Origin of the sequence: Sorangium sp. So ce362, from assembly GCF_051519845.1 — a bacterium.
Lineage (GTDB): Bacteria > Myxococcota_A > Polyangia > Polyangiales > Polyangiaceae > Sorangium.
On the sequence record NZ_CP150332.1, the window covers coordinates 4,786,736 to 4,806,605 of the forward strand.

The 19,870-nt window shown below is 72.3% G+C and carries 16 protein-coding genes, 3 tRNA genes and 1 pseudogene; 8 read left to right on the forward strand and 12 right to left on the reverse strand.

Features of this window, described 5'->3' with window-relative positions; translation table 11 throughout:
* The first annotated feature begins 80 nt into the window (after nucleotides 1-80).
* Nucleotides 81-1,619: a hypothetical protein gene (locus WMF17_RS18530; protein ID WP_437650623.1), complete on the forward strand. Its 1,539-nt coding sequence runs from the start codon at nucleotides 81-83 to the stop codon at nucleotides 1,617-1,619.
* Between the two features lie 27 nt (nucleotides 1,620-1,646).
* Here WMF17_RS18530 and WMF17_RS18535 read toward each other — a convergent pair whose 3' ends face one another.
* The gene (locus WMF17_RS18535; RefSeq protein ID WP_437603404.1) at nucleotides 1,647-2,348 is read right to left on the reverse strand and encodes a PA14 domain-containing protein; all 702 of its coding nucleotides are present in this window, start codon (nucleotides 2,346-2,348) and stop codon (nucleotides 1,647-1,649) included.
* A gap of 348 nt (nucleotides 2,349-2,696) precedes the next feature.
* On the opposite strand from WMF17_RS18535, the pseudogene WMF17_RS18540 reads away from it, so the two are divergent.
* Nucleotides 2,697-2,960 (forward strand): annotated as a pseudogene (locus WMF17_RS18540) (hypothetical protein); the annotation flags it as partial.
* A gap of 14 nt (nucleotides 2,961-2,974) precedes the next feature.
* Nucleotides 2,975-3,280, forward strand: coding sequence for an ATP-binding protein (locus tag WMF17_RS18545; protein ID WP_437604275.1), 306 nt, complete (start codon nucleotides 2,975-2,977; stop codon nucleotides 3,278-3,280).
* Here WMF17_RS18545 and WMF17_RS18550 read toward each other — a convergent pair.
* The 3 genes from WMF17_RS18550 to WMF17_RS18560 form a co-directional block, all read right to left on the reverse strand.
* Nucleotides 3,239-3,315 (reverse strand) — tRNA-Asp (locus WMF17_RS18550). The two genes, WMF17_RS18545 and WMF17_RS18550, sit on opposite strands and share 42 nt — an antisense overlap.
* Nucleotides 3,316-3,465: 150 nt before the next feature.
* A tRNA-Asp gene (locus WMF17_RS18555) sits at nucleotides 3,466-3,542 on the reverse strand.
* Between the two features lie 44 nt (nucleotides 3,543-3,586).
* A tRNA-Val gene (locus WMF17_RS18560) sits at nucleotides 3,587-3,658 on the reverse strand.
* Nucleotides 3,659-4,026: 368 nt separating this feature from the next.
* Between WMF17_RS18560 and WMF17_RS18565 the strand changes: the two genes are divergently transcribed.
* From WMF17_RS18565 to WMF17_RS18575, 3 genes are read left to right on the forward strand one after another with little or no spacing between them, the layout of a single operon-like run.
* Nucleotides 4,027-5,010 (forward strand): ATP-grasp domain-containing protein, encoded by a 984-nt coding sequence (locus WMF17_RS18565; protein ID WP_437603405.1) that lies wholly within the window; start codon nucleotides 4,027-4,029, stop codon nucleotides 5,008-5,010.
* Nucleotides 5,007-6,134: a carboxylate-amine ligase gene (locus WMF17_RS18570; RefSeq protein WP_437603406.1), complete on the forward strand. Its 1,128-nt coding sequence runs from the start codon at nucleotides 5,007-5,009 to the stop codon at nucleotides 6,132-6,134. Before WMF17_RS18565 ends, WMF17_RS18570 begins: the two co-directional genes overlap by 4 nt.
* A 43-nt stretch (nucleotides 6,135-6,177) precedes the next feature.
* Nucleotides 6,178-6,972, forward strand: coding sequence for a hypothetical protein (locus WMF17_RS18575; protein WP_437603407.1), 795 nt, complete (start codon nucleotides 6,178-6,180; stop codon nucleotides 6,970-6,972).
* A 42-nt stretch (nucleotides 6,973-7,014) separates the two neighbouring features.
* On the opposite strand, the gene WMF17_RS18580 is transcribed toward WMF17_RS18575, so the two are convergent.
* Entirely contained in the window at nucleotides 7,015-8,442 is a 1,428-nt protein-coding gene (locus WMF17_RS18580; protein ID WP_437650624.1) for a serine/threonine protein kinase, read from the reverse strand.
* Nucleotides 8,443-8,615: 173 nt separating this feature from the next.
* Entirely contained in the window at nucleotides 8,616-8,747 is a 132-nt protein-coding gene (locus WMF17_RS18585; protein ID WP_437650625.1) for a hypothetical protein, read from the reverse strand.
* Between the two features lie 194 nt (nucleotides 8,748-8,941).
* Here WMF17_RS18585 and WMF17_RS18590 point away from each other — a divergent pair, with 194 nt between their 5' ends.
* Both WMF17_RS18590 and WMF17_RS18595 read left to right on the forward strand, forming a co-directional pair.
* Nucleotides 8,942-10,588 (forward strand): hypothetical protein, encoded by a 1,647-nt coding sequence (locus WMF17_RS18590; protein WP_437650626.1) that lies wholly within the window; start codon nucleotides 8,942-8,944, stop codon nucleotides 10,586-10,588.
* Between the two features lie 73 nt (nucleotides 10,589-10,661).
* Complete coding sequence (locus WMF17_RS18595) at nucleotides 10,662-11,249, forward strand: GNAT family N-acetyltransferase (protein ID WP_437650627.1); 588 nt, start codon at nucleotides 10,662-10,664, stop codon at nucleotides 11,247-11,249.
* A 671-nt stretch (nucleotides 11,250-11,920) separates the two neighbouring features.
* Here WMF17_RS18595 and WMF17_RS18600 read toward each other — a convergent pair.
* From WMF17_RS18600 to WMF17_RS18625, 6 genes are all read right to left on the reverse strand, one after another.
* Entirely contained in the window at nucleotides 11,921-13,192 is a 1,272-nt protein-coding gene (locus WMF17_RS18600; protein WP_437603411.1) for an outer membrane protein assembly factor BamB family protein, read from the reverse strand.
* The gene (locus tag WMF17_RS18605; RefSeq protein ID WP_437603412.1) at nucleotides 13,179-14,534 is read right to left on the reverse strand and encodes a tetratricopeptide repeat protein; all 1,356 of its coding nucleotides are present in this window, start codon (nucleotides 14,532-14,534) and stop codon (nucleotides 13,179-13,181) included. Before WMF17_RS18605 ends, WMF17_RS18600 begins: the two co-directional genes overlap by 14 nt.
* Nucleotides 14,503-17,727: a sulfatase-like hydrolase/transferase gene (locus WMF17_RS18610; protein ID WP_437650628.1), complete on the reverse strand. Its 3,225-nt coding sequence runs from the start codon at nucleotides 17,725-17,727 to the stop codon at nucleotides 14,503-14,505. The genes WMF17_RS18605 and WMF17_RS18610 overlap by 32 nt, the downstream gene beginning before the upstream one ends.
* 302 nt (nucleotides 17,728-18,029) lie before the next feature.
* On the reverse strand, nucleotides 18,030-18,506 hold the full coding sequence (gene greA, locus WMF17_RS18615) for a transcription elongation factor GreA (protein WP_437603414.1): 477 nt from the start codon (nucleotides 18,504-18,506) through the stop codon (nucleotides 18,030-18,032).
* A gap of 111 nt (nucleotides 18,507-18,617) precedes the next feature.
* Nucleotides 18,618-18,926 (reverse strand): hypothetical protein, encoded by a 309-nt coding sequence (locus tag WMF17_RS18620; protein WP_437650629.1) that lies wholly within the window; start codon nucleotides 18,924-18,926, stop codon nucleotides 18,618-18,620.
* Nucleotides 18,923-19,783 carry an outer membrane protein assembly factor BamD gene (locus WMF17_RS18625; RefSeq protein ID WP_437603416.1) on the reverse strand — a complete coding sequence of 287 codons (861 nt, stop codon included), beginning with the start codon at nucleotides 19,781-19,783 and terminating at the stop codon, nucleotides 18,923-18,925. Before WMF17_RS18625 ends, WMF17_RS18620 begins: the two co-directional genes overlap by 4 nt.
* Between the last annotated feature and the right edge of the window lie 87 nt (nucleotides 19,784-19,870).

The following is a 19,870-nucleotide window of genomic DNA, read 5'->3' on the forward strand; positions in this document are numbered from 1 at the left end:
TTACCGCCGAGGCCGGTGGCGCGGCCTCTGCAGAGAACACCCGAGGGATCGGCGAGCGTCGGTCTGCGGGGGGATCAGCGATGAAGACGCAGATGAAGGCGAGCCTCGTGAGCTCGGTATTCCTGGTCCTGGGCTGCGCGGAGCTCGACCGCGCGCCGGAGGAGAGCGTCGCCGTCGCGGCGAGCACCCTGAACGGCGCGACCTTCCGGTTCATCGAGGGTGGGCCCGTGCCCTACGTGCTGGGTTACTCGCCCGAGACCGGCCAGATCCTCGGCGGCTCCCACCAGCTCCTCCTCCCCGGGCACGGCGCCCGCGAGGCGATCGACGGCGCCAACCTGCCCTTGCACCTGCACCCAGAGCTCCAGGGCGCCCGGCTCCGGCTCGACTCGACGCTGCTGGGAGGCGAGGCGCAGACGAACGCGTTCGCCTCGAACTGGTGGCCCCAGCGGCAGAACGGCATCGCCGACCGCTGGAACTCGACCATCAAGAACTACTCGGATCGGACCTCCGACCCGGACAACCTCTCTCCCGTCGAGAAATACGACGTCCTCTTCCACCCCGGGCAGACTGAGTCGCTCGCGAGCATCGCCACGTGGAGCACGGACGATCTCCGGAGGCCCCAGTACCTGCGCAACCCTCCTTATATCCAGCCGGCGGTGGTCGTGGCCGGTCCGGCCACGCGCTGGGAGCTGCAGCATCACGGGCTCTACCAGGGCGTCTATCCGGAGTACTGGTGGGGACACTGCAACGGGTGGTCGGCCTACGTCGCCGCCGAGGACGCCGTGCCGCGCCGCGACGTCCGCGTGAAGCTCGTCGGCTCCAAGGTGACCGAGTGCGCCGCGGCGGAGACCGACTGCGTCCTGTTTCGCATGGCGGACATCGAGGCGCTGATGAGCGAGCTCTACTTCAGCGACGCGGTGACCTTCTCGGGGCGCCGCTGCGAGACGCGGGCGGATCGGACGGCGCGCGACGTCTACGGCAGGCCGATCGACCCCGCCTGCCGCGACCTCAACCCCGCCACGATGCACGTCGCCATGACCGGGCTGCTCGGGGTCGGCGCGAAGCCGCTCGCCGGCGAGTCGACCCAGAAGCAGCGGCTCATGTTCATCGTCGACCACACCTGGGACTGGGAGGTGTGGAGCTTCCCCGTCAAGCAGTTCGCGATCGACACCATCGAGGAGGTGGACCCACAGCAGGCCGCGCGGCTCATGTGCGGCGGCGCCTATATGGGCGCCGACTGTTACAATTACCGGTTCAACCCTGACGCGAGGCGCTTCGTCCGCGTGGCCGCGCGCTTCTGGATGATCTCCGATTCGGTCACCGGCGAGACGCTCCTCCGCCCGCCCGCTCAGCGCGACGTCCCGCTCTCCGTCTCTGAGCTGCACTACGTGCTCGAGCTCGACAACGACCTCACGATCCTCGGGGGCGAGTGGATCAAGAACCCGTCGCTCGTCAACGGGATCAACGGCAGGGAGCTCCACCCGGATTACCTGTGGATGCCGATCCGGGCCCAGGGCGCGGGCGAGGACACCGACGATCTCGGGGGCGAGGAGGACAACCCCTACATCTCGTACGCGAAGGTCAAGGCGCTGCTCGCGCTCGCGCAGCGCGGCGGCTGAGGGGGCGCGGCCCCGCCCGCGAGGGGCTCAGAGCACCCGGGAGATGTCGAGGATCTGCCGCGCGCCCTGCGGGGGCGTCACGAAGAGCTGCAGCGCGATCTCGAAGCGCGGCCCCTGGAAGTAGCCGACCCGGATCCGGTGCTTGCCAGGCTGGAGCATCACCGAGCCCTGCGCGCTCTGCGGCTCGTGCCGGCCGTCGTTCTCGACCACCAGGTGATCGTCGATGAAGAGCCTGGCGCCGTCGTCCGAGAGCAGCTCGAACTGGTGCGCTCCGCTGCGCGCGGTCACGAACTCTCCCTCGTACGCGATCTGGAACCACTCGTTGCGGCCGCCGGGCACGCCCGGGAAGCCGCTCTGCCAGGAGCGCGGCGAGATATCGAGCCGCGACGTGTAGAGGACCGCGACCGGGCTCAGCGAGGCGGTGTTCAGGAGGTGCGACGTGCCGTTCGGCACGAAGTACACGAGGCCGCGCAGCGCGTTCACCCCGGAGGCATGGGGCCCGCCGAAGTCCGTCGCCTGACCGACCACGACGACCCCCGGCGGCGCGGCGGGCACCACGTCGATCGTGATCACCGCGCCGCTCACGAGGACCGGCTCGGTCGGCTGCGGCTGCGTCACAGCGCAGCGCCCGACGAGCACCGCGGCGCCCAGGGTGACCACCACGACGCACGCCGCCGCGGCCTTCACCGTGACGGATGTCGCCTTCCACCAGATAAGAGATCGACTCATCAAGCGCTCCGTGTCTCGGCGGCCGAGCCGGCCGCTCGGCGGCTATGCACGCGAAGACGATGTGACTTGTCAAGGAGAAGCGTCGCATTCGCGTCCGCGAAATGGATTGCGGCGGATCGAGCCACAGGCGCTGTCAGGCGGTCGTGCCACAGGAGATGACGGTCGGGCAGATCCTTATCTGCTCCCCTGGCGCGCTCTGTGCCGACGTTCTCTGGGTGTTGTCCCGGACGTGTACGAAACGTCGAAGCGCTTTGGTGCGAAGTGAAGGTGAGAGCCGCGATGCCGTGACGGGGCCCCAGCGAACGCAGCTGTCCAACGGCCTCATCCTCGCTCTCGGAGCGTCGGCGGGCGATGCGCGTGCTGGAGGCGGCGGACGGGCTGCCGATCGAGCCCAACCACGTCTACGTCACCCTGTCGAACGCCACGCCGATGATCCAGGACGGCGTCTTCCGGCTGAGCAGGCTCGTGGATCCGCGCGGGCATCGCGCGGCGATCGACGCGCTGCTCGAGTACGCGCGGCGCCTCCCCGTGGAGGAGGATCGCGCGAACCTCGTCGACGAGCGGCTCCTGCGCGACGAGATCAGCGACTTCGTCTCCTGGTCCTGGACCTGAAGGTGGTCATCGAGGTGCGGGATCAGGGCGTCGGCATCGAGCCCGAGGTCCTGCCGCGGATCTTCGACGCCTTCGAGCAGGGCAACGCGGACACGACGCGGCACTTCGGCGGGCTCGGCCTCGGGCTCGCGCGCCATCGTGCAGCTGGTGCGCATCGCCCGGAGCGTGCGCTCGGCGCTCGACCTTGTGAGCTCCGCGCGCCGGGACGTGGTGCGCTCCGCGCCTGCGGTCCAGCCGATGGCGGCCTGACGGTCGAGCGTCGGAGATCCGAGACGTGCTGGCGGGGTGGACGGGACTCGAACCCGCGGCCTCCGGCGTGACAGGCCGGCGTTATAACCAACTTAACTACCACCCCAGATGTCAGTGATCCGATCGCCCAGCGCACACCGGCGCTGCTCGGTGCGCGCTGCCCACGTGCCAGATCTCGTCGTCGCCCTGCATCGAGCGATGCAGGGCGACCGAGGGAAGCTCAGGTGAGCGGCAGCTCGGAAATACGGAAGAAAGCTGGCGGGGTGGACGGGACTCGAACCCGCGGCCTCCGGCGTGACAGGCCGGCGTTATAACCAACTTAACTACCACCCCAGACTGAACTCATCACAGCTGCCCCGGGGCCCTAACCCAGGGGGTGGGCGGGACAGGGGTCGAACCTGCGACCATCGGCTTGTAAGGCCGACGCTCTGCCGCTGAGCTACCCGCCCCGTCGGAGAGGTGCGCGACTCTACTTGCCGAACGGGTTCCGTCAAGATTTATTTTCGGACGGCCTCCGTCCCTGGCGAATCCCGTGGCCGATCGAGCCTGGGTTTGCCGCCCGAAGTCGAGCGCCTGCGAGCGCCGCGCATCCACGCGCCGAGCTCGCGGAGACGCGAGCGTTCCCCCTGCTCGTCCCGCGCACGGCCCCTGCGACCTCCATGGCGACACACCGGACGGGCGGGCGGACAGAGCCGTTGGCCGGTTCGAGCGGTCGGTTCGCGGATACAATTATAGCATAAATTTCCTGAGTATCCGCGCTACGCTGCGCGTCAACGGCGTAGCCGCGAAACTGTGTGGTGGGAGGAGACAGCAACGTATGGCGGACAAGATCGGCATCCTCGTTGGCTGGGAGCAATCGTTCCCGCAGGCCTTCCTCGAGAGGTGCAACAAGGTGCCGGGCATCCGGGCGGAGATCGCGACGATCGGCGGGACGCCCGAGCGCTTCGAGAGCCCCTACCGGGTGCTCATCGACCGGATCAGCCAGGAGGTGAAGCACTACCGCTTCCACCTGAAGGCGGCGGCGCTCGGCGGGGCGTTCGTGATCAACGACCCGTTCTGGTGGAGCGCGGACGACAAGTTCTTCGGCTACTCGCTGGCGTCGCAGATCGGGATCGCGACGCCGCGCACCGTCATGCTGCCCCAGCGCGACTACATCCCGGGGATCGTCAAGGAGCGCAGCCTCCGCAACCTCGAGTACCCGCTCAACTGGGAGGCGATCATCGACTACGTGCGCTTCCCGGCCATCCTCAAGCCCGCGGACGGCGGCGGCTGGAAGGACGTGTCGGTGGTGCGGAGCCAGGAGGAGCTGCTCGCCGCCTACAACGGCTCGGGGCAGAACGTCATGACCCTGCAGGAGTTCATCGACTTCGAGGACTACGTCCGCTGCATCTGCGTCGGCAAGGATCGCATCCTCCCGATCCAGTACGACCCGAAGGCGATCGGCCCCACCGGGCTCCGCGGCTGCTACGTGCAGCACGAGGACGAGCGGTGGCTCCCGAAGCGGCTGCACGATCGCATCATCGAGGACGCGATCAAGATCAACAGGGCGCTCGGCTACGACATGAACTCGATCGAGTTCGCGATCCGCGACGGGGTCCCGTACGCGATCGACTTCACGAACCCGGCGCCCGACATGCACATCGAGCACCTGCGGGAGCGCTACTTCAACATCGCGGTCGACTGGATGGTCACGTTCGCCGTGGAGTGCGCGCGCGGCGGCCGGCGGACGCGCGACGACTACGCGTGGTCGAGGCTGGTCCGGCCTTCCGTGCAGAAGGTGCGGCTCGGGGCCTCGTCGTGACCGCGGCCCTGGGGCTCCTCGACGGCCAGTTCACGCTGGGCATCGAGGAGGAGTTCCAGATCGTCGACGCCGAGACGCGCGAGCTCAAGTCGTACGTGAGCCAGCTGCTCGAGGGGGGGCAGGGCCACAAGCTCCTGCGCGAGCGCGTCCGCGCCGAGATGCACCAGTCGGTCGTCGAGACGGGCACCGGCATCTGCCAGGACGTCCGGCAGGCGAGGGGAGAGCTGACCGAGCTGCGCGGCAGCCTGAGGGCGCTCGCGCAGCAAGGCGGGATGCGCATCGTCGCGGCGGGGACGCACCCGTTCAGCGACTGGAAGAAGCAGGAGATCACCGACGGCGAGCGCTACCGGGGCATCGTGGAGGACCTGCAGGACGTCGCCCGGGCCAACCTCATCTTCGGGCTGCACGTGCACGTGGGCGTCAAGGACCGCGAGGTGGCGATGGCCCTCGCGAACCAGATCCGCTACTTCCTCCCGCACATCCTCGCGCTGTCGACGAGCTCGCCGTTCTGGCTCGGCCGGTGCTCGGGCCTGAAGAGCACGCGGAGCGAGATCTTCAAGCGCTTCCCGCGCACCGGCATCCCGGGGCTCTTCGAGTCGTACGGCCACTTCCAGCGCTTCGTCGACCTGCTCGTGAAGACGGGCTGCATCGACAACGCGAAGAAGATCTGGTGGGACGTGCGCGCCCACCCGTTCTTCGACACGGTCGAGATCCGGATCTGCGACATGACCACGCGCCTCGACGACACCGTCGCGCTGGCGGCGCTCATCCAGGCCGTCATGGGCAAGCTCTACCTGCTCTACCGGCGCAACCTCGGCTTCCGCGAGTACCGGCAGGAGCTCATCGAGGAGAACAAGTGGCGCGCGGTGCGCTACGGCATCGACGGGCAGCTCATCGATTTCGGCAAGCAGGAGCAGGTCCCCGTTCGCCTCCTCGTCGGCGAGCTGCTCGAGTTCGTGCAGGAGTCGGCCGAGATCTTCAGGTCGCAGGACGAGCTCGAGCGGATCCGGGCGATCCTCCACGAGGGGACGAGCGCGGATCGCCAGCTCGCGGTCTACGCCCGGACACCGCGCTTCGAGGCCGTCGTCGACGACCTGATCGAGCAGTCGAGCCTCGGCCTCTAGACGAGAATTTCTGCTCGCGCGCCGGCTCTGCTACCGTGCGGCCGTGGGAATCGCTCCGCGCCGCTGCGCTTTCGCTCTCTCGGTGGGCTGCCTGGTCGCGCTGTCTGTCACCGCGGGCTGCGCGTCGACCGAGTACGTCAACGAAGGTCCGGGGCAGCCGACGCCGCGGGCCTCCGGCGCGCTGCCCCCCGGCTCGACGGGCGTCTGCAAGCAGCCGCAGACGAAGCGGCCGCCCATCGTGAGCGAGGAGCTCTGGGCGCACACGAAGCCGTGCACGCCGCGCACGCCCGCCTCGTACATCCGCCTCGGCTACGCGAAGGACGGCGCGGCGGGCGCCGACCCGGAGGCGGAGCAGCTCGTCGAGCGGGTGCTCGCGGCGCTCGCCGAGGGGCCGAAGCCCGAGGACGGCAACAACCAGGTCACGAGCGCGATCCGCGCCGTGCGGGCCTACGCGGCGAGGAAGGACGAGCTGCGCGCCCGGATCGTGCGGGAGTCGGCCGCCGGGCAGGCGTGCGACGTGACCTACCTGCTCAACACGATGTCCGCGGCGCGGAGCAAGCTGTCCGGGGGCGAGGCCTGCACGGCCGAGGTGTTCGACCCGGAGACGCGCGGCGACGCGTGCCTCTTCGACACGAAGCGGCCCGAGGGGCTGTGGCTCTCGAGCGGCTGGTCGTGCATGACGTTCACCGGCGCGCTCGGGAACGAGGCGTCCTGCCATCAGCTCTGCGGCTACGACGACTACTGCGCGCGGCAGGTGTACTGCGCGGCCGGCGACGTCAACCTCCTGCTCTGCACGCTCGGGGTCTGCCTGCCCGAGCCGTCCGCCGGCATCAAGTGACGGCGGACGGCCGGCCTTGACCGAACGCCCGGCGGGCCGGAGCTAGTCGGCCAGGAGGGCGCTCAGCCGCTCGAGCACGCCGCGGAGCAGGTCGCGCGCGCCGCGCAGGAGCGAGCGCCCGTCGCGCAAGACGTCCTGCACCTCGCTGGGTACGGGCAGGAGGCCTGCGCGGGCGGCGAACGCCGCGCCCGTCAGGAGCAGCAGGATCGCGAGCAGGGCCAGAAAGGCGCGGCGGCGCCACGTCCGCCGGGCGCGGGGCGCCGGGGTGACCAGGGACGGCGGCGCGGACGCGACCGGCCGGGCGAGGCTGGAGGGCGGCGACTGCGACGAGGGCTTGGAGGAAGGCTCGTCGAGGGAGACGGGGAGGATGCCGGCGAAGGTGGCGGGGAGGGGCGTGTTCCCGGCCGGCGGCCGCTTGGAGCGCCGCTCGCCCCTCACCGAGGACGCGGTGCGGCTCTCCCCGCGCGACGACATGCGGCTGTCCGCGAGCTGGATCGCCGTCGCGAGCTTCTTCCGGCGCTCGGACACGATGTCCCCGAGCGTGTCGCGGACGAAGTGGCCGACGTCGCCGTCCGAGACCGCGATGCCGAGCGAGATCGCGATCTGGTCGATCGTGCGCTGGAACGAGGCGCAGTCGTTCCAGCGGTCCGCCGGATCCTTGGCCAGCGCGCGCTCGATGGCCACCGCGAGATCGAACGGGACGTCCGGCACGAGCTCCCGGAGGGGGACCGGGGCGAACCGCAGGATGTTCTCCATCGTCTTGGCGTCGCTCCGGCCGCGGAACGGGTGGTAGCCGCTGAGGGTCGTGTAGAGGAGGACGCCGAGCGAGAAGATGTCGGAGCGGCGATCGACCTTGCCCGACGTGAGCTGCTCCGGCGAGAGGTACGGGATCTTGCCCTTGAGCTGGCCGGCGACGCGCGTCTCGTGCAGCCGGCCCGTGGCCTTGGCGACGCCGAAGTCGACGATTTTTACGATGCCGTCGAACGACACCATGACGTTCTGGGGCGAGATGTCGCGGTGCACGAGGTCGACGAGCTTCCCGTCGTCGTCGCGGAGCTCGTGCGCGGCGTGGAGGCCGGCGCAGATGCTCGAGGCGATGCGCAGGAGGATCGGCAGGGGGACGCCCCCGGCCGATTTGACCTGCTTGTTCAGCGTGGAGATCGTGTCGCCGTCGACCCACTCCATCACGATGTAGAGCACGCCGTTCTCGTCGCCGAGCTCGACGATCTCGACCGCGTGGGGGTGCCGGATGCGCGACGCGAGGCGCGCTTCGTCGAGGAACATGGCCTCGAAGGCCGGGTCGTCGCCGAACTCCGGCAGCATCGTCTTGATGGCGACGATCTTCTGGAAGCCGCGGGAGCCCACGAGGCGCGCCGCCCAGACGGCCGCCATCCCTCCACGGGCGACCGGCATGAGGATCTCGTAGCGGCCCAGCGTGTCTCCAGGCTTGAGGTCCGACAAGAGCTGCACGCGGTGATCCTAGATGGGGAGGCGGAGTTTTGGAGGGGTGGGGCTCGAGTGCCGCCGTTACGTTCGTGGAGGCACGCAGCCTCGACGTCTGCCGGAGCGACGCAGCGCCATCGCGCTCGCACGTCACGAAGGAGGTCCCGCGAAGCCAGGGTGCCACGAAGGGGACACCGACCTCAAGTTCGGGGGCGCCAGCGCCCGAGCGGAATGATCTCCGGCGCCCGGCGGGCAGGAGCGCAGGCGCCGAGGAGGCGCGACGCGGCCGCGCGGAACGGCGGCGGCGGGTGCACGGCGCGAGAGCGGCTCATCGCAGCGGATACTACGCGAGCACGGTGGGGCAGGAAGAATGCAGCGAGCGCTGCCGGAGCATCGATGGGGCGCGCCGAGGAGAAGCGAACCGCGCGAAAGGGAAGGATTCGTAGCGAAGAGTGCGCCAGATCGCGCTGGAGACGCGGGCGCTGGAGTCGTGATACACGGGGAGCGACCCGCTCGACGAGGCCTCATGGAAGCCAATCTGCGCCCGATCCCGCCGCCGCACGACGAAGACGACGAAGATGTGCACTGGGCGCTGTCGACCGCGACGGCCCTGTGGGGGCGCGGCGAGCGTGATGAAGCGCTGAGATGGCTGCGCCGCGCCGCGGAGCAGGCCTCGGATGCCAACGCCGACCTGCGCGCCCTGGAGCTCTTCAAGGCCGCCGCGGAGGTCGCGCAGAAGATCGCGGCGATCGACGCGGTTCCGGGCTCGGCCACGGCGACGGACTCGCCGCCGGCGATCGCGGGCGCGGCGCCGAAGACGCCCTTGAGCGCGCCTCTCCAGGCGTCCGGCGCGGCGCCTGCCACGGCGAGCGCGCCGCCGCCCAGGCCGAGCGCGTCGGGGGCCGGGTCCCTCGCGACGCCGTCGCGGCCGCCGGGCGTGGAGGGAGGCCGGACCGAGCGCGGCGGCGCGGGCACGAGCGTGCCGCCGGCCGCCGCGACGCGGGCGCCCTCGGTCCGCGCGCCTGCCGACGACGCGCCGGTGGGGCCGATGACCTCGGCGATGGCGTCGTCCCGCGACGCCGGCGCGTCCAAGCCCGTCGGAGGGCTGGGCCGCGCGGTGCCGCTCGCGCCGGGGCGCGCGCCCGCGCCGGCGAGGTCCGTGGCCGTGCGCGAGGTGACCCCCACGCAGCTGTCGCCGGCCGCGCGCATGGCCGGCCCCGCGCCGGGGCTCCCGACGCGGCCCGCCGCCGGACCGCAGGCGCCCGAGGCGGCCGGCCGTGCTGTCCCGGCAAAGGCGCGCCCGATCGCCAGCTTCACGGCGACCCACTCGAGGGTGTCGTCGACCACGGCGGTGACCGAGGAGGTCCCGGCGGTCAAGCTCCCGGCCGCGGGCGCGCTCGCGGGCCAGGAGCCGGGGCAGGGCGCGTCCGGCGCTGCGCCCCGGAGCACGGCCGGCGAGCAGCTCCCGGCGGACGGGGACCCCCCGCCCGATCAGCGCGAGACGGTGCCTACGGCCATCGCCGTGGCATCGACGCGGCGGCAGGCGGTCCCGCTCGGCGCGAGCTCGTCGCAGGAGGCGACCGAGCGGCGCCCGCGGCTCTGGCCGGATGACGAGGGCACCATGCGCCGGCCGCTGACCGCGCAGGAGCAGCGGGTGCTCATGGAGCACCGGCTCGAGGACCTGGACGAGGAGACGCCGACGCTCGGCCTGGAGCAGGCGGGCGACGACGAGCCGTCCGCCGCGGCTTCAGCGGAGGCGCCGGCGGGGGCCCACGCGTCCGACGACCGCGCCGACTGGACCGACGCCGAGCCGGACGACGACGATGCGAGCGTCGCCTCTGCGGATCCGCAGGGAGACATGACGCTGGCGGCGGCGCCTTCGGGGGCGATGCAGGCGCGGCCGTCCGAGGGGACGGGGGTGGACTCGGCGTGGAGCGATCCGCCCTACGAGGGCGAATGGCAGGCGCCGCCGCCGCGGCTGCCCGCGTCGCAGATCGAGCCGCTGCCGGCGCTGCGGATGGCGGTGATCGGCATCTCCAGCACGGGGGAGCTCCGGCTCGTCCCGATGGATGCAAGGAACGCTCCGCCGCGGGGCGCGGCGCTCGGGATCCTCGTCCCGCTGAGCCCCGGGGACGGCGAGACGATCGCGCGGTTGCTCCAGCTGCGCGGCTGAGGCGTCGCGGCGCTGCGACGCGCGGGATCGGCAAGAAGTGGGGCATCCCGCGCAATGGCGGTAGCCTCGGGGGATGCATGACGAACGGACCGCCCCGAAGCGCATCCGCGTGACAGGACTGCAGGAAGCCCAGCTGCCGGCGCTTGTCGCGACGGAGCAGGCCTGCACGGCGATGTACCACGAGATCGGCGTTGACGCGGCGGAGGTCCCGGCGCGGACGCACTCGGACATCATCGCGCTGACGCGGCAGCACGACGTGCGCGTGGCGGAGGCGGACGAGGAGGTGGCCGGCTACCTGGCGTGGCGCGACGAGGCGCCCGGGGTCGCGTACCTGGAGGAGCTCTCGGTGCATCCGGACCACCAGCGGCGAGGCATCGCCACGCGGCTGCTCGCGGAGCTGGAGGAGCGGGCGCGGGACCTCGGCATGGAGCAGATCGTGCTGCGATCCCGGGAGAGGGCGAGCTGGGCGCAGGCTTTCTACAAGAAGGCGGGCTTCGCGCCGCTCGGTGACGACGCGCCCGCGAAGGTCCGCGCGTGGCGGAGCGAGCAGGAGGCCGTCGGGAGGCCGCTGACGCGAAGCGGCGAGGTCGCCCTGTGGGCGGCCATCCCGCCGAAGGCGGCTGATGCGCAGGACGAGGACGAGGCGCTGGGCGACGGCTGAGCCTTGCCGGAGGCGGCCGGTGGAGGGCCGCCGTGGGGCGGCGTGCGCCCGACGGGAAGGTGCGCGGCGGGGAGCGGAGCGCGGGCGGTCGACCAGGGTCGCCGCGTTGCCGAGCGTGCGTCCGTCGGCGGGGTTCGCTGGGTGGGGCTGACCTGGGTTCGGACATCGGCGGGGGCGCCGTGAACTGGCGCGGGTTTGCCGACGGCGCGGTGGACCGACCCAGGTTCGCCGACGGGGCGCGCTCGGACGGGTTTGGCTCTGGCCGAAGGTCAGCCCAGACGCCCGACGGCGCGAGTTGACATAATGTTTCTTATGCGATCCAAGACCGGTCCAGGGGCAGGGGGACCAGACCTTGGTTTCACGAGTAATTTCATGGCCTCAACCCAACCCGGGTCGGCGCTGGCCTGGACCCAACCAGGGTCGGCTTCGCAACCCAACCCGGGTCGGTCTCGTCGCAACCCAACCCGGGTCGGCTTCGCAACCCAACCAGGGTCGGCTTCGCAACCCAACCCGGGTCGGCGCTGGCCTGGACCCAACCAGGGTCCGCTAAATATGTGGGCCTAGCTCGCCTTTGGCGCACAACATGGGCGTACGTCGCAGGCATTTCCTGAGACGCCTGGACGCCCTCAGCGCGCCGGCTTCAGAAGAGCGCCCCGGAACTGAACGAACGCTCAGCCCTTCGGGAGCGGCGGCGTCTCGACGTCCAGGCTGAGCAGCGCGCCGCCGTTCGTCAGTACGAACGCCCGCCGACCGTAGGCCGCCGGCGTCATCGCAATGCCGCCGCCGGTCTCGATGCCGTCGATCACGGCCCCGTCCAGCGGCGAGAACAGGAAGACCCCGTAGCGCGTGGTCGTCACCAGCACCGCCCCCGCGAACGGCACCGGGGCCGAGATGCCACCGTCCGGCAGATCCCGGCGCCAGATCGTTCGGCCGTCCTCCGGATCCAAGGCCCACAGGCCGGTCAGGCCCGAGGACGCGAGGAGCACCTTCCGCTCGGGCACGATCGGACCGCCTCCGCTCCGAGGCTGGTGCGCAGGCTGATGCCACAGCACAAGCTCGGTGACGCCGACCGCCGCCTCGTTCACCCAGGCCCGGGTCCCGTTCTCGGCGTCGAGCGCGAAGATACCGCCCGCATAACCCGCCACGAAGACCACATCGCCCGAGGCAATCTGGCCGAAGACCGGCGTGGTGTCCGTGTCGAGGTACTTCGGCGTCTGGCCACCCGCGCTCTGCTCGGCCTCGGCAGCCAGGTCGACGAGCGCCCACTGCTCGGACCCGTTCTTGAGATCGTAGGCCATCACGACCCCGTCGGAGAACGCGGTGTACACCTTGTCCCGCCCGAGCGCCGGGCCGGCGTGCCCGGAGATCTCCATCCCGAACGCCGGCGTCCGGTGCTGGTGCCAGCGCATCGCGCCCGTCGCCGCGTCGAGCGCGATCAACGTGTCGTTCGAGTTCGTCACGTAGAGCACGCCATCGCGCAGCACCGGCCGCCGCGAGACCTTGGCGTTGGTCATGAAGCGGTAGAGCAGCTGGCCGTCCGAGGCGCGCACCTTGTAGAGCGCGCCGTCGTTCGAGCCGAAGTAGACCGCGTCCGACACCGCGTCGTAGAGCGGCTCGCTCTGCACCGGGCCGAGCGTCTCGAACCGCCAGATGACGTCGCTCGTGTCGGCGCGCACCGCATACAGGCCGTGATCGCTCGACCCGACGAAGACACGCCGGTGCGCCGCGTCGATCTCGGGACGGCCGCGCTCGTAGGCCTCGCCGACCTTGCGCGTCTCGGCCGTGAGGTCGCGGCGCATCGTGATGCCCAGCGCGCTCCCCGGATGGTGCAGCCAGAGCGGCGCGTCGGGCGCCGCGGCGACGCCCAGGTTGCCGCAGCCGCCGAGCGACGCGAGCGCCAGCCCGAGGAGCGCAGCGCCCACAGCGCGGCTAGTGCGGCGCATCGCCCGCCTTCTTCTCCGCGTTCTCGCGCGCCCGGCGGATCAGCTGCTCGATCTCCTCCGGCGTCATCGTCTGGCCCTTCGGGCCGCCGAACGCGGCGCGAGGCGGCACGGCGGCCGGATCGATCTTGCGCAGCATCTCCTCGACGACGGCCTCGAGGAACTGGAACGAGCGGCCCTCGGCCGACGGCGCCTGGAGCTTCTCGTGCGCGCTCTTGAGCAGCTCCTTCGCCTTGTCGCTGTCGCCCTTGGCCAGGTGGATCCGCGCCTGGTGGTACAGCGCGAGCTCCTTGTAGCCCCTCATGTCGATCGCCTCGAGCTCCTTGAACGAGGCGAGCGCTCCGTCGAGATCGCCCTTGCCCTCCCGCGCGAACGCGATGCCCTCGATGGCGCGCCCCTTCACGTCGGGATCGGCCCCCGCGAGCGGCGACGAGACCACGGCGCTGTACGCGTCGAGCGCGTGCGCGTAGTCCTTCTTGTCGAGCAACACCCCGGCCTGCCCGAGCTTCGCCAGGATCGCCGCACCGGTGCCGCCGTGCTCGTCGATGACCTTGTTGTAGGCGGCGAGCGCGGTGTCCGACCGCTCCTCCGCGGTCTTGAAGGTCCTCGTGGCGTCGAGCTCCTTCTCCTCCTCGCTGCGCGTGTCCTCGGCGACCACCCTGCCCCGATCCGCAGCGACGGCCGCCACGAGCGCCGACGACGACACGGCGTCCCTCTTCTCGGCCCGCGACAGGTAGAACAGCAAGCCGCCGGTCGCGACCACCGCCGCCAGCGCGCCCCACTGGACGATGTGGAAGTTGCTCTTGAGCCACCGGCCGGCGCCGCTCGTCATGCGGCTGAGCGCGTCCTCGACCATCTCGCCCGGCAGCAGCTGGACCGGGCGACGCCCCGCAGCCTGCTCCCTGCGGCGCGCGAGCAGCTCCTTCGCGCGGGCGTTCTTGTCCTTGGGCAGATCGTCGCCGGCCGCCTTCTTCTTGCGACGGCGCACGGTGGCCTCGTCGCGGCGACGGGCCGCGCGGTTCGGCGCCGCCTCGACCGCCGCCTCGCCCGCAGCCTCCGCCGGCGGCGCCTCGTCCGGCTCGTTGACGCCGAGCGCATCGGCGACGCGCTGCGCGGCGTCGTCATCGCCCTCGCCGCCGGCCTCCTTCACCGGAGCGTCGCGCGGCGGCCGCTCCGGAGCCGCCTCCGCAGCCCCGACCTCGTCGCCATCGCTCCGCGTGGCTTCGTCCTTGTCACTCCCCGCGGATTTCTCTTCGGCCTGCTCTCGGTCCTTGTCCGACACGCGGCGGACTCTAGTCTCGCGGCTTGCGGCGTCAATCTGGCCGGTGAGCGGCAGGCGCTTCATCCCCCGAGCGCGGCGGCGGCGCTCGCCGATCGCGGGCGTCGCGGGCGCCGCCGGGCGACCAGGGCGCAGGCGGCGGGGGCGGGATCTCGTCGCTCAGCGGGACGACGGCGCACGCGAACACCTCGACGTTCTGGGTCGCGTACACCACGAAATCGGCGTAAGAGCCCGGCTTCGCGCCCACGGCGAGCGGCAGCGTCGCGAACGCCTCGGTCGGCTCGCTCCCCGGCGGGATCACGAGCGTGACCGCGCGCTCCGGATCGAGCTCCGGCGCGCTCGCCGGGACGAGCGACGCGCCGTCCCGCTTCGGCGGGCGCGCGCCGCGCCTGGGGCTGCCGAACCGCACCTCGCCGGGGCGGCCATCGTCGGTCCGCGCGCGGCAGAGGACGCGCACGCCCTTGCCGTTGCCCGCCTTCGGGATCACGACGCCGAGCCCCACCCCGCTCTTCGCGAAGCGGCGCAGGCGGCCGAGATCACGCTCCCGCGGCCCGCCGAGCAGGTCGAGGATGTCGGCCCGGAGCGCGAAACCAAGCCCCCCAGGCAGCGGATCGGGCGTGCCGAGCATGCGCAGGAGCGGCGTCCACAGCTCCGGGCCGGCGCCGAGCTTCACCAGCGCCTCCGCGATCGCGACGCGCGCGGTCTGGTAAGGCTCCTGGCTGAGCCGCTCGGCGAGCGCCGGCCGCGCGGCGTCCTCGCCGATCGCCGCGAGCGCGGCGGCGGCGTACGGGCGGAGCCGCACGTCGCCGAGCGCCGCGATGAGCGGCGGCAGCGCGGCCTTCACCCGGATCTTGGCGAGCGCGTCGACGATCTCGCGCGCCCGCTCGAACGACGTCGTCTCGCCAGCGTCGGCGCCGCCGTCCTGCTCCGGGCCCCGGACCACCTGCCTGAGCCACGCCACGAGCACGTCGTCGCCGCGGCGATCCCCCGCCTCGGCGAGCGCGAGCGCCGCGAGGCGCCGCCACTTGCGGTCGCGATCGACGACGAGATCGCGCGTGAGCGGCGCGCCCTCGCCGAGCCGCGTGAGCGTGAGCGCCGCCCACCGCCGCACCTCGTCGTCCTCGTCGCGCACGAGCGCGAGCCGGAGCGACGGCGCCGCCTCGGAGCGGCGCAGATCGAAGAGCACCTCACCCGCCTTGCGGCGGATCGCCACGTCGGCGTCGTCGAGCAGCGCCGCGACCTCCACCACCGCGTCGGCGTCGCCCGCGATGCCGCGGCGGAGCGCGTCGGGCCAGCCCTTGCCCTCCCTCCGGAGGCCGCGGACCTCGTAGCGCCCGTGTGACGCCTCGACGGCGCGCAGCTCCGACCGCATCGCGCCGAGCTCCGCCGGACGCAGCGCGGAGATGTCCTGCCGCTGGCCCGGATCGGTCGCCACGTCGTAGAGCGCGCACGCGCCGATCTTGCGCGCGCAGACGAGCCGCAGCGTGCCCTTGGCGAGCAGCGTCTGCGTGTCCGTCTCGGCGAACGCGAAGCCCGGGAGCGACGGAGGCCCGCCCGGCGACGCCTCGCCCTGCTCGGCCGCCGCGTCGCCGGAGGCGAGCAGCGGCCCGAGATCGGCGCCGCGCACGCGCGCGGGCCTCGGGATGCCGAGCCCCGCGAGCACCGTCGGCAGCAGATCGACGAGCTGCACCGGCGCCCGCACCACGCGGGGCGAGAGCAGGCCGGGCGCGCTCACGATGAGCGGCACGCGCGCCTGCTCCTCGTACACCGTCGTGCCGTGGTAGCGCCCGCCGTGCTCGCCGAACTCCTCGCCGTGATCGGCCGTGACGATCACGACCGCGTTCGGCCGCTCCTTGCGGATCTCGTCCACGATCGCGCCCACGCCCGCGTCCGCCACGGCGATCTCGGCGTCGTAACGGTCGATGTCGCGGTCGCCGAGCGGGTGCTCCGGGTGCGCCTCGTACGGCTCGTGCGGCTCGAAGAGGTGCACCCACATGAACGAGCGCTGCTCCGGCCCGAGCCCGGCGAGGTAGCTCCGCACCTGCTCCAGCCTGAGCTGCGCGCTCGCGAACTCGATCTTCTGGTACTCGAAATCGAGCGCCCGATCGCGCAGCGCGCCGAAGCGCTCGCCGTCGATGAAGAACACCGCCGGCGGGTAGAAGCCCGCCGTCTTGTAGCCGTAGCGGCGGAGGTGCTGCGCGAACGTCTCGGAGTCGTCCCCGAGCCCCTGCAGCACGAGCGGGCGGATGTACTTGCCCGTCATGAGCGACGAGACCGCGTACGACGTGTGCGGCGTCGGCGTGTACGCCGCCTCGAAGCGCACGCCGTCGGCCGCGAGGCGATCGAGGTTCGGCGTGATCTTCCTGTCGTAGCCGTACGCCCCAACGTGATCGGCGCGCAGGGCGTCGATGCTGATCAGCACGATGTCCCGCCCCCGCAGATCGATCGCGTGCCCGCTCGCGCGCTCGTCGAGCGGCGCGGCGTCGAGCGGCTCGGGAGGCGACAGCACGGCGGCGAGCTCGACCACGTGGCCGAGCAACGGGCCGTGCGTCGCGTAGATCAGCCGGATGTTGTCCGCGAGCGCGAGCCGATCCGCCGCGCCGGGCGCGAGCGCGGCGCCGAACGCGAAGAGCACGAGGGCGAGCGCCGCGCGCACGAGCCTCGGCGAGCGCCGCTCGCGCCCGTCGCCCTGGCGGGCCGCCCGCGTGGGCAGCGCCGGCGTGGCGAAGGTCGCCGCCGCGAGCGTGAGCGCCGCGAGCCCGAGGTGGAAGGCGAGGTAGAGCCGCGGCAGGATGCGCACGTTCGCGACCTCGAGCAGGACGACCGCGCAGGCCGCCGCGAGGACGAGCCACCTGCCGGCAGTCGCGGAGCGCGCTCGCTTCAGGGCGCGGGCCACGGACGGCGCCGCCGCGAAGGTCACGCCGGCGGCGAGGAGCGACAGCGCCGCGACGAAGGGCGCGCGCCGGCCGCCCTCGAGCATGCGCCCGGCCGAGACACCGAAGGCCACCGCGCCGCCGAACGCCCCGGCGAGCAGCGCCGCCGCGGCGCGGAACCCCGTGCGCTCGGAGCGCGTGACGATCTCGAGCACCGCACCGAGGAGGGCGGCGCACGGCGCCGCGGCCGCGAGCGCGAGCGGCAGGAGGTCGCGCACGGCGCGGCCGAGCTCGTAGAGCCCGAGGAGCTCACGCCACCGCAACGCCCCGACGACCAGGAGCTCGGCGAGCGCGAGCGCCGCGAGCGCGAGGTAGGCGTCCGCCATGCGCCATCCGACCTCGGTCTCCAGCTTGCGCGGAGGAGCGTCGGAGCTCCCGCTCGGGAACGTCGCGCGGCTCGGCGCCGGCGCCGGCGTGGACGGGCGCGCCGGCCCGGACTGAAGGCGCGGCGCCGAGGGAGCCCGGTGCCCCGGCGCTCCCGGCGCGACGCCCGCGAGCCCGTCCGCGGCGGCGGTCGAGTCGGGCCGGCTCCCGTGGGCGGATCGACCGGGGGCTGCGGACCCCCCGGGAGGCCGGCTGGAGCCCCCATGGCCCCGCGGGCGCATCGGAGCCGCCCCGTTGCGATCGGTCATGCGTAGGAGACTTCGAGGATCTCGTAGGTGCGCGGCCCGGCCGGCATCATCACGCGGACCTCCTCGCCGACCTCATGGCCCAGCAGCGCGCGCGCGAGCGGCGAGGCGATGGAGATGCGCCCGACCTTGAGATCGGCCTCATCCGGCCCGACGATCCGGAAGCTCTGCTCCTCGTCCGTGTCCACGTTCGTGAGCTTGACCCTGGCGCCGAACTGGACCTTGCTCCCGCTCAGCTTGGACGGATCGATCACCTCGGCGCGCGAGAGCGTCTGCTCGAGGTAGCTGATGCGGGCGACGATCATACCCTGCCGCTCCTTGGCGGCGTGGTACTCGGCGTTCTCGGAGAGATCTCCGTGCTCCCGGGCCGTTCCGATGTCCTTGACGACCTGCGGCAGGTCGCTCTCTTTCAGCCGTCGCATCTCTTCGCGGAGCCGCGCTTGTCCCTCGGGCGTCATCGGTACTTTCTCGGACATGGTGGGGACGCTTTTAGCATGGCTCCCGGCCGGTCGACGACGGCGCGAGACGCGCCGATCGCTCAAAGCGCCGGACGCCCGGGCCGCAGCGCGCGCTCCGCCCCCGCCGGCCTACCCCCGCCAGCGCACGATCTTCCGCGGGGGCCGCCGCGCGTGGGCGTCCGCTGACTTCGTCGCGCTCCGGACGAGGGCCGCCGCGGTCCGGGAGAGCTCCTCGGGGTGCGGCCCGCCGTGCGGGACGGCACCGGCATCCACGGCCGCCGTGGCCGCGCCGGTCGCCTCGACGACCCGCACCTCGACCGGGACGTCCGCGTCCGGGAGCCGCACGAGACCGCGGTAGACGAGCTCGCCCGGCAAGTCGTCGGTCTGCTCCAGCACGTAACGAGCGCCGGAGGACGGCCGCCCGACGGCCTGCGTCACAGCTGCGGCCCCGAGCGGGCCGGGCCCGACGCCGCCTTGGCGGGCGCGCGGCGCTGCCCGCCGGGGCCCATCTCGTCGAGGAAGCGCCGCGCGGTCACGGCGAACGGGCCGCCCCAGTCCCGGATGACCGACTCGAACACGGCGCGCGCCTCGTCCGGCTTCTTCATCTTGAGGAGCGTCTCGCCCTTGAGGACGAGCGCCTCCGGATCGAGCCCGGAGCCGGGGAAGGTCCGCAGCGCATAGTCGATCCGCGCGAGGGCCGCGTCGAACACGTCCTCCTTGAGGTAGTAGCGGGCCACGTAGAGCTCGTGGCGCGCGAGCCGCCCCGTCACGACCTCGAGCATGTAGGCCGCGTCCTCGCGGTAACGGCTGCGCGGGAACTGCCGGAGGAACGTGCGGATTTCCCTGTGGGCCTCGATCGTTGTCGCCTGGTCGCGCTCCTCGGCCGGCGGCAGGAAGACCGTGTCGTCGATGTCCAGGTAGAGCGCCTTGGCCATCCGGTACTTCGCGTACTCGACGTTCCGATCCGTCCGGTGCTCCTGGATGAACGCGCGGTACGCCGAGATCGCCTCGGGGTACTTGCCCTGCTCGAACTCGAGGTCGGCGATCCGGAGATCGGCGAGCCGGGCGTAGCGGCTGTACGCGAAGCGGCGCTTCACCTCGGAGAAGAGGGCGCGCGCGTCCTCCCAGTCCTTGGCCTCGAAGGCGGCCATCGCCTCGTTGTACGCGGCGCGCGCGTCCTCGGTATATGTGAGGGTGGCGGTGCGGCCGTCGTTGAGTTCGAAGTCGCAGCCCACGAGCCCGCCCAGGGCAGCGAGGCACCCGGCAAGGGCGAGGACAGCGGCGGAAGGTCTCATCGGGCACGCCTCGTACCCAATCCGGCGCCGGCGCGCCAGGGCTTCCGCCGCGGGCTGCGCCGCCCGCCCCTGCTCCCGCGTCGTGGC

Coding starts and splice junctions, on each gene's coding strand:
- WMF17_RS18625 (WP_437603416.1), bottom strand. CDS start 19,783: ATGAGACCTTCCGCCGCTGTCCTCGCCCTTGCCGGGTGCCTCGCTGCC.
- WMF17_RS18605 (WP_437603412.1), bottom strand. CDS start 14,534: ATGAAGCGCCTGCCGCTCACCGGCCAGATTGACGCCGCAAGCCGCGAG.
- WMF17_RS18530 (WP_437650623.1), top strand. CDS start 81: ATGAAGACGCAGATGAAGGCGAGCCTCGTGAGCTCGGTATTCCTGGTC.
- WMF17_RS18610 (WP_437650628.1), bottom strand. CDS start 17,727: ATGGCGGACGCCTACCTCGCGCTCGCGGCGCTCGCGCTCGCCGAGCTC.
- greA (WP_437603414.1), bottom strand. CDS start 18,506: ATGTCCGAGAAAGTACCGATGACGCCCGAGGGACAAGCGCGGCTCCGC.
- WMF17_RS18535 (WP_437603404.1), bottom strand. CDS start 2,348: ATGAGTCGATCTCTTATCTGGTGGAAGGCGACATCCGTCACGGTGAAG.
- WMF17_RS18590 (WP_437650626.1), top strand. CDS start 8,942: ATGGAAGCCAATCTGCGCCCGATCCCGCCGCCGCACGACGAAGACGAC.
- WMF17_RS18565 (WP_437603405.1), top strand. CDS start 4,027: ATGGCGGACAAGATCGGCATCCTCGTTGGCTGGGAGCAATCGTTCCCG.
- WMF17_RS18595 (WP_437650627.1), top strand. CDS start 10,662: ATGCATGACGAACGGACCGCCCCGAAGCGCATCCGCGTGACAGGACTG.
- WMF17_RS18600 (WP_437603411.1), bottom strand. CDS start 13,192: ATGCGCCGCACTAGCCGCGCTGTGGGCGCTGCGCTCCTCGGGCTGGCG.
- WMF17_RS18585 (WP_437650625.1), bottom strand. CDS start 8,747: ATGAGCCGCTCTCGCGCCGTGCACCCGCCGCCGCCGTTCCGCGCGGCC.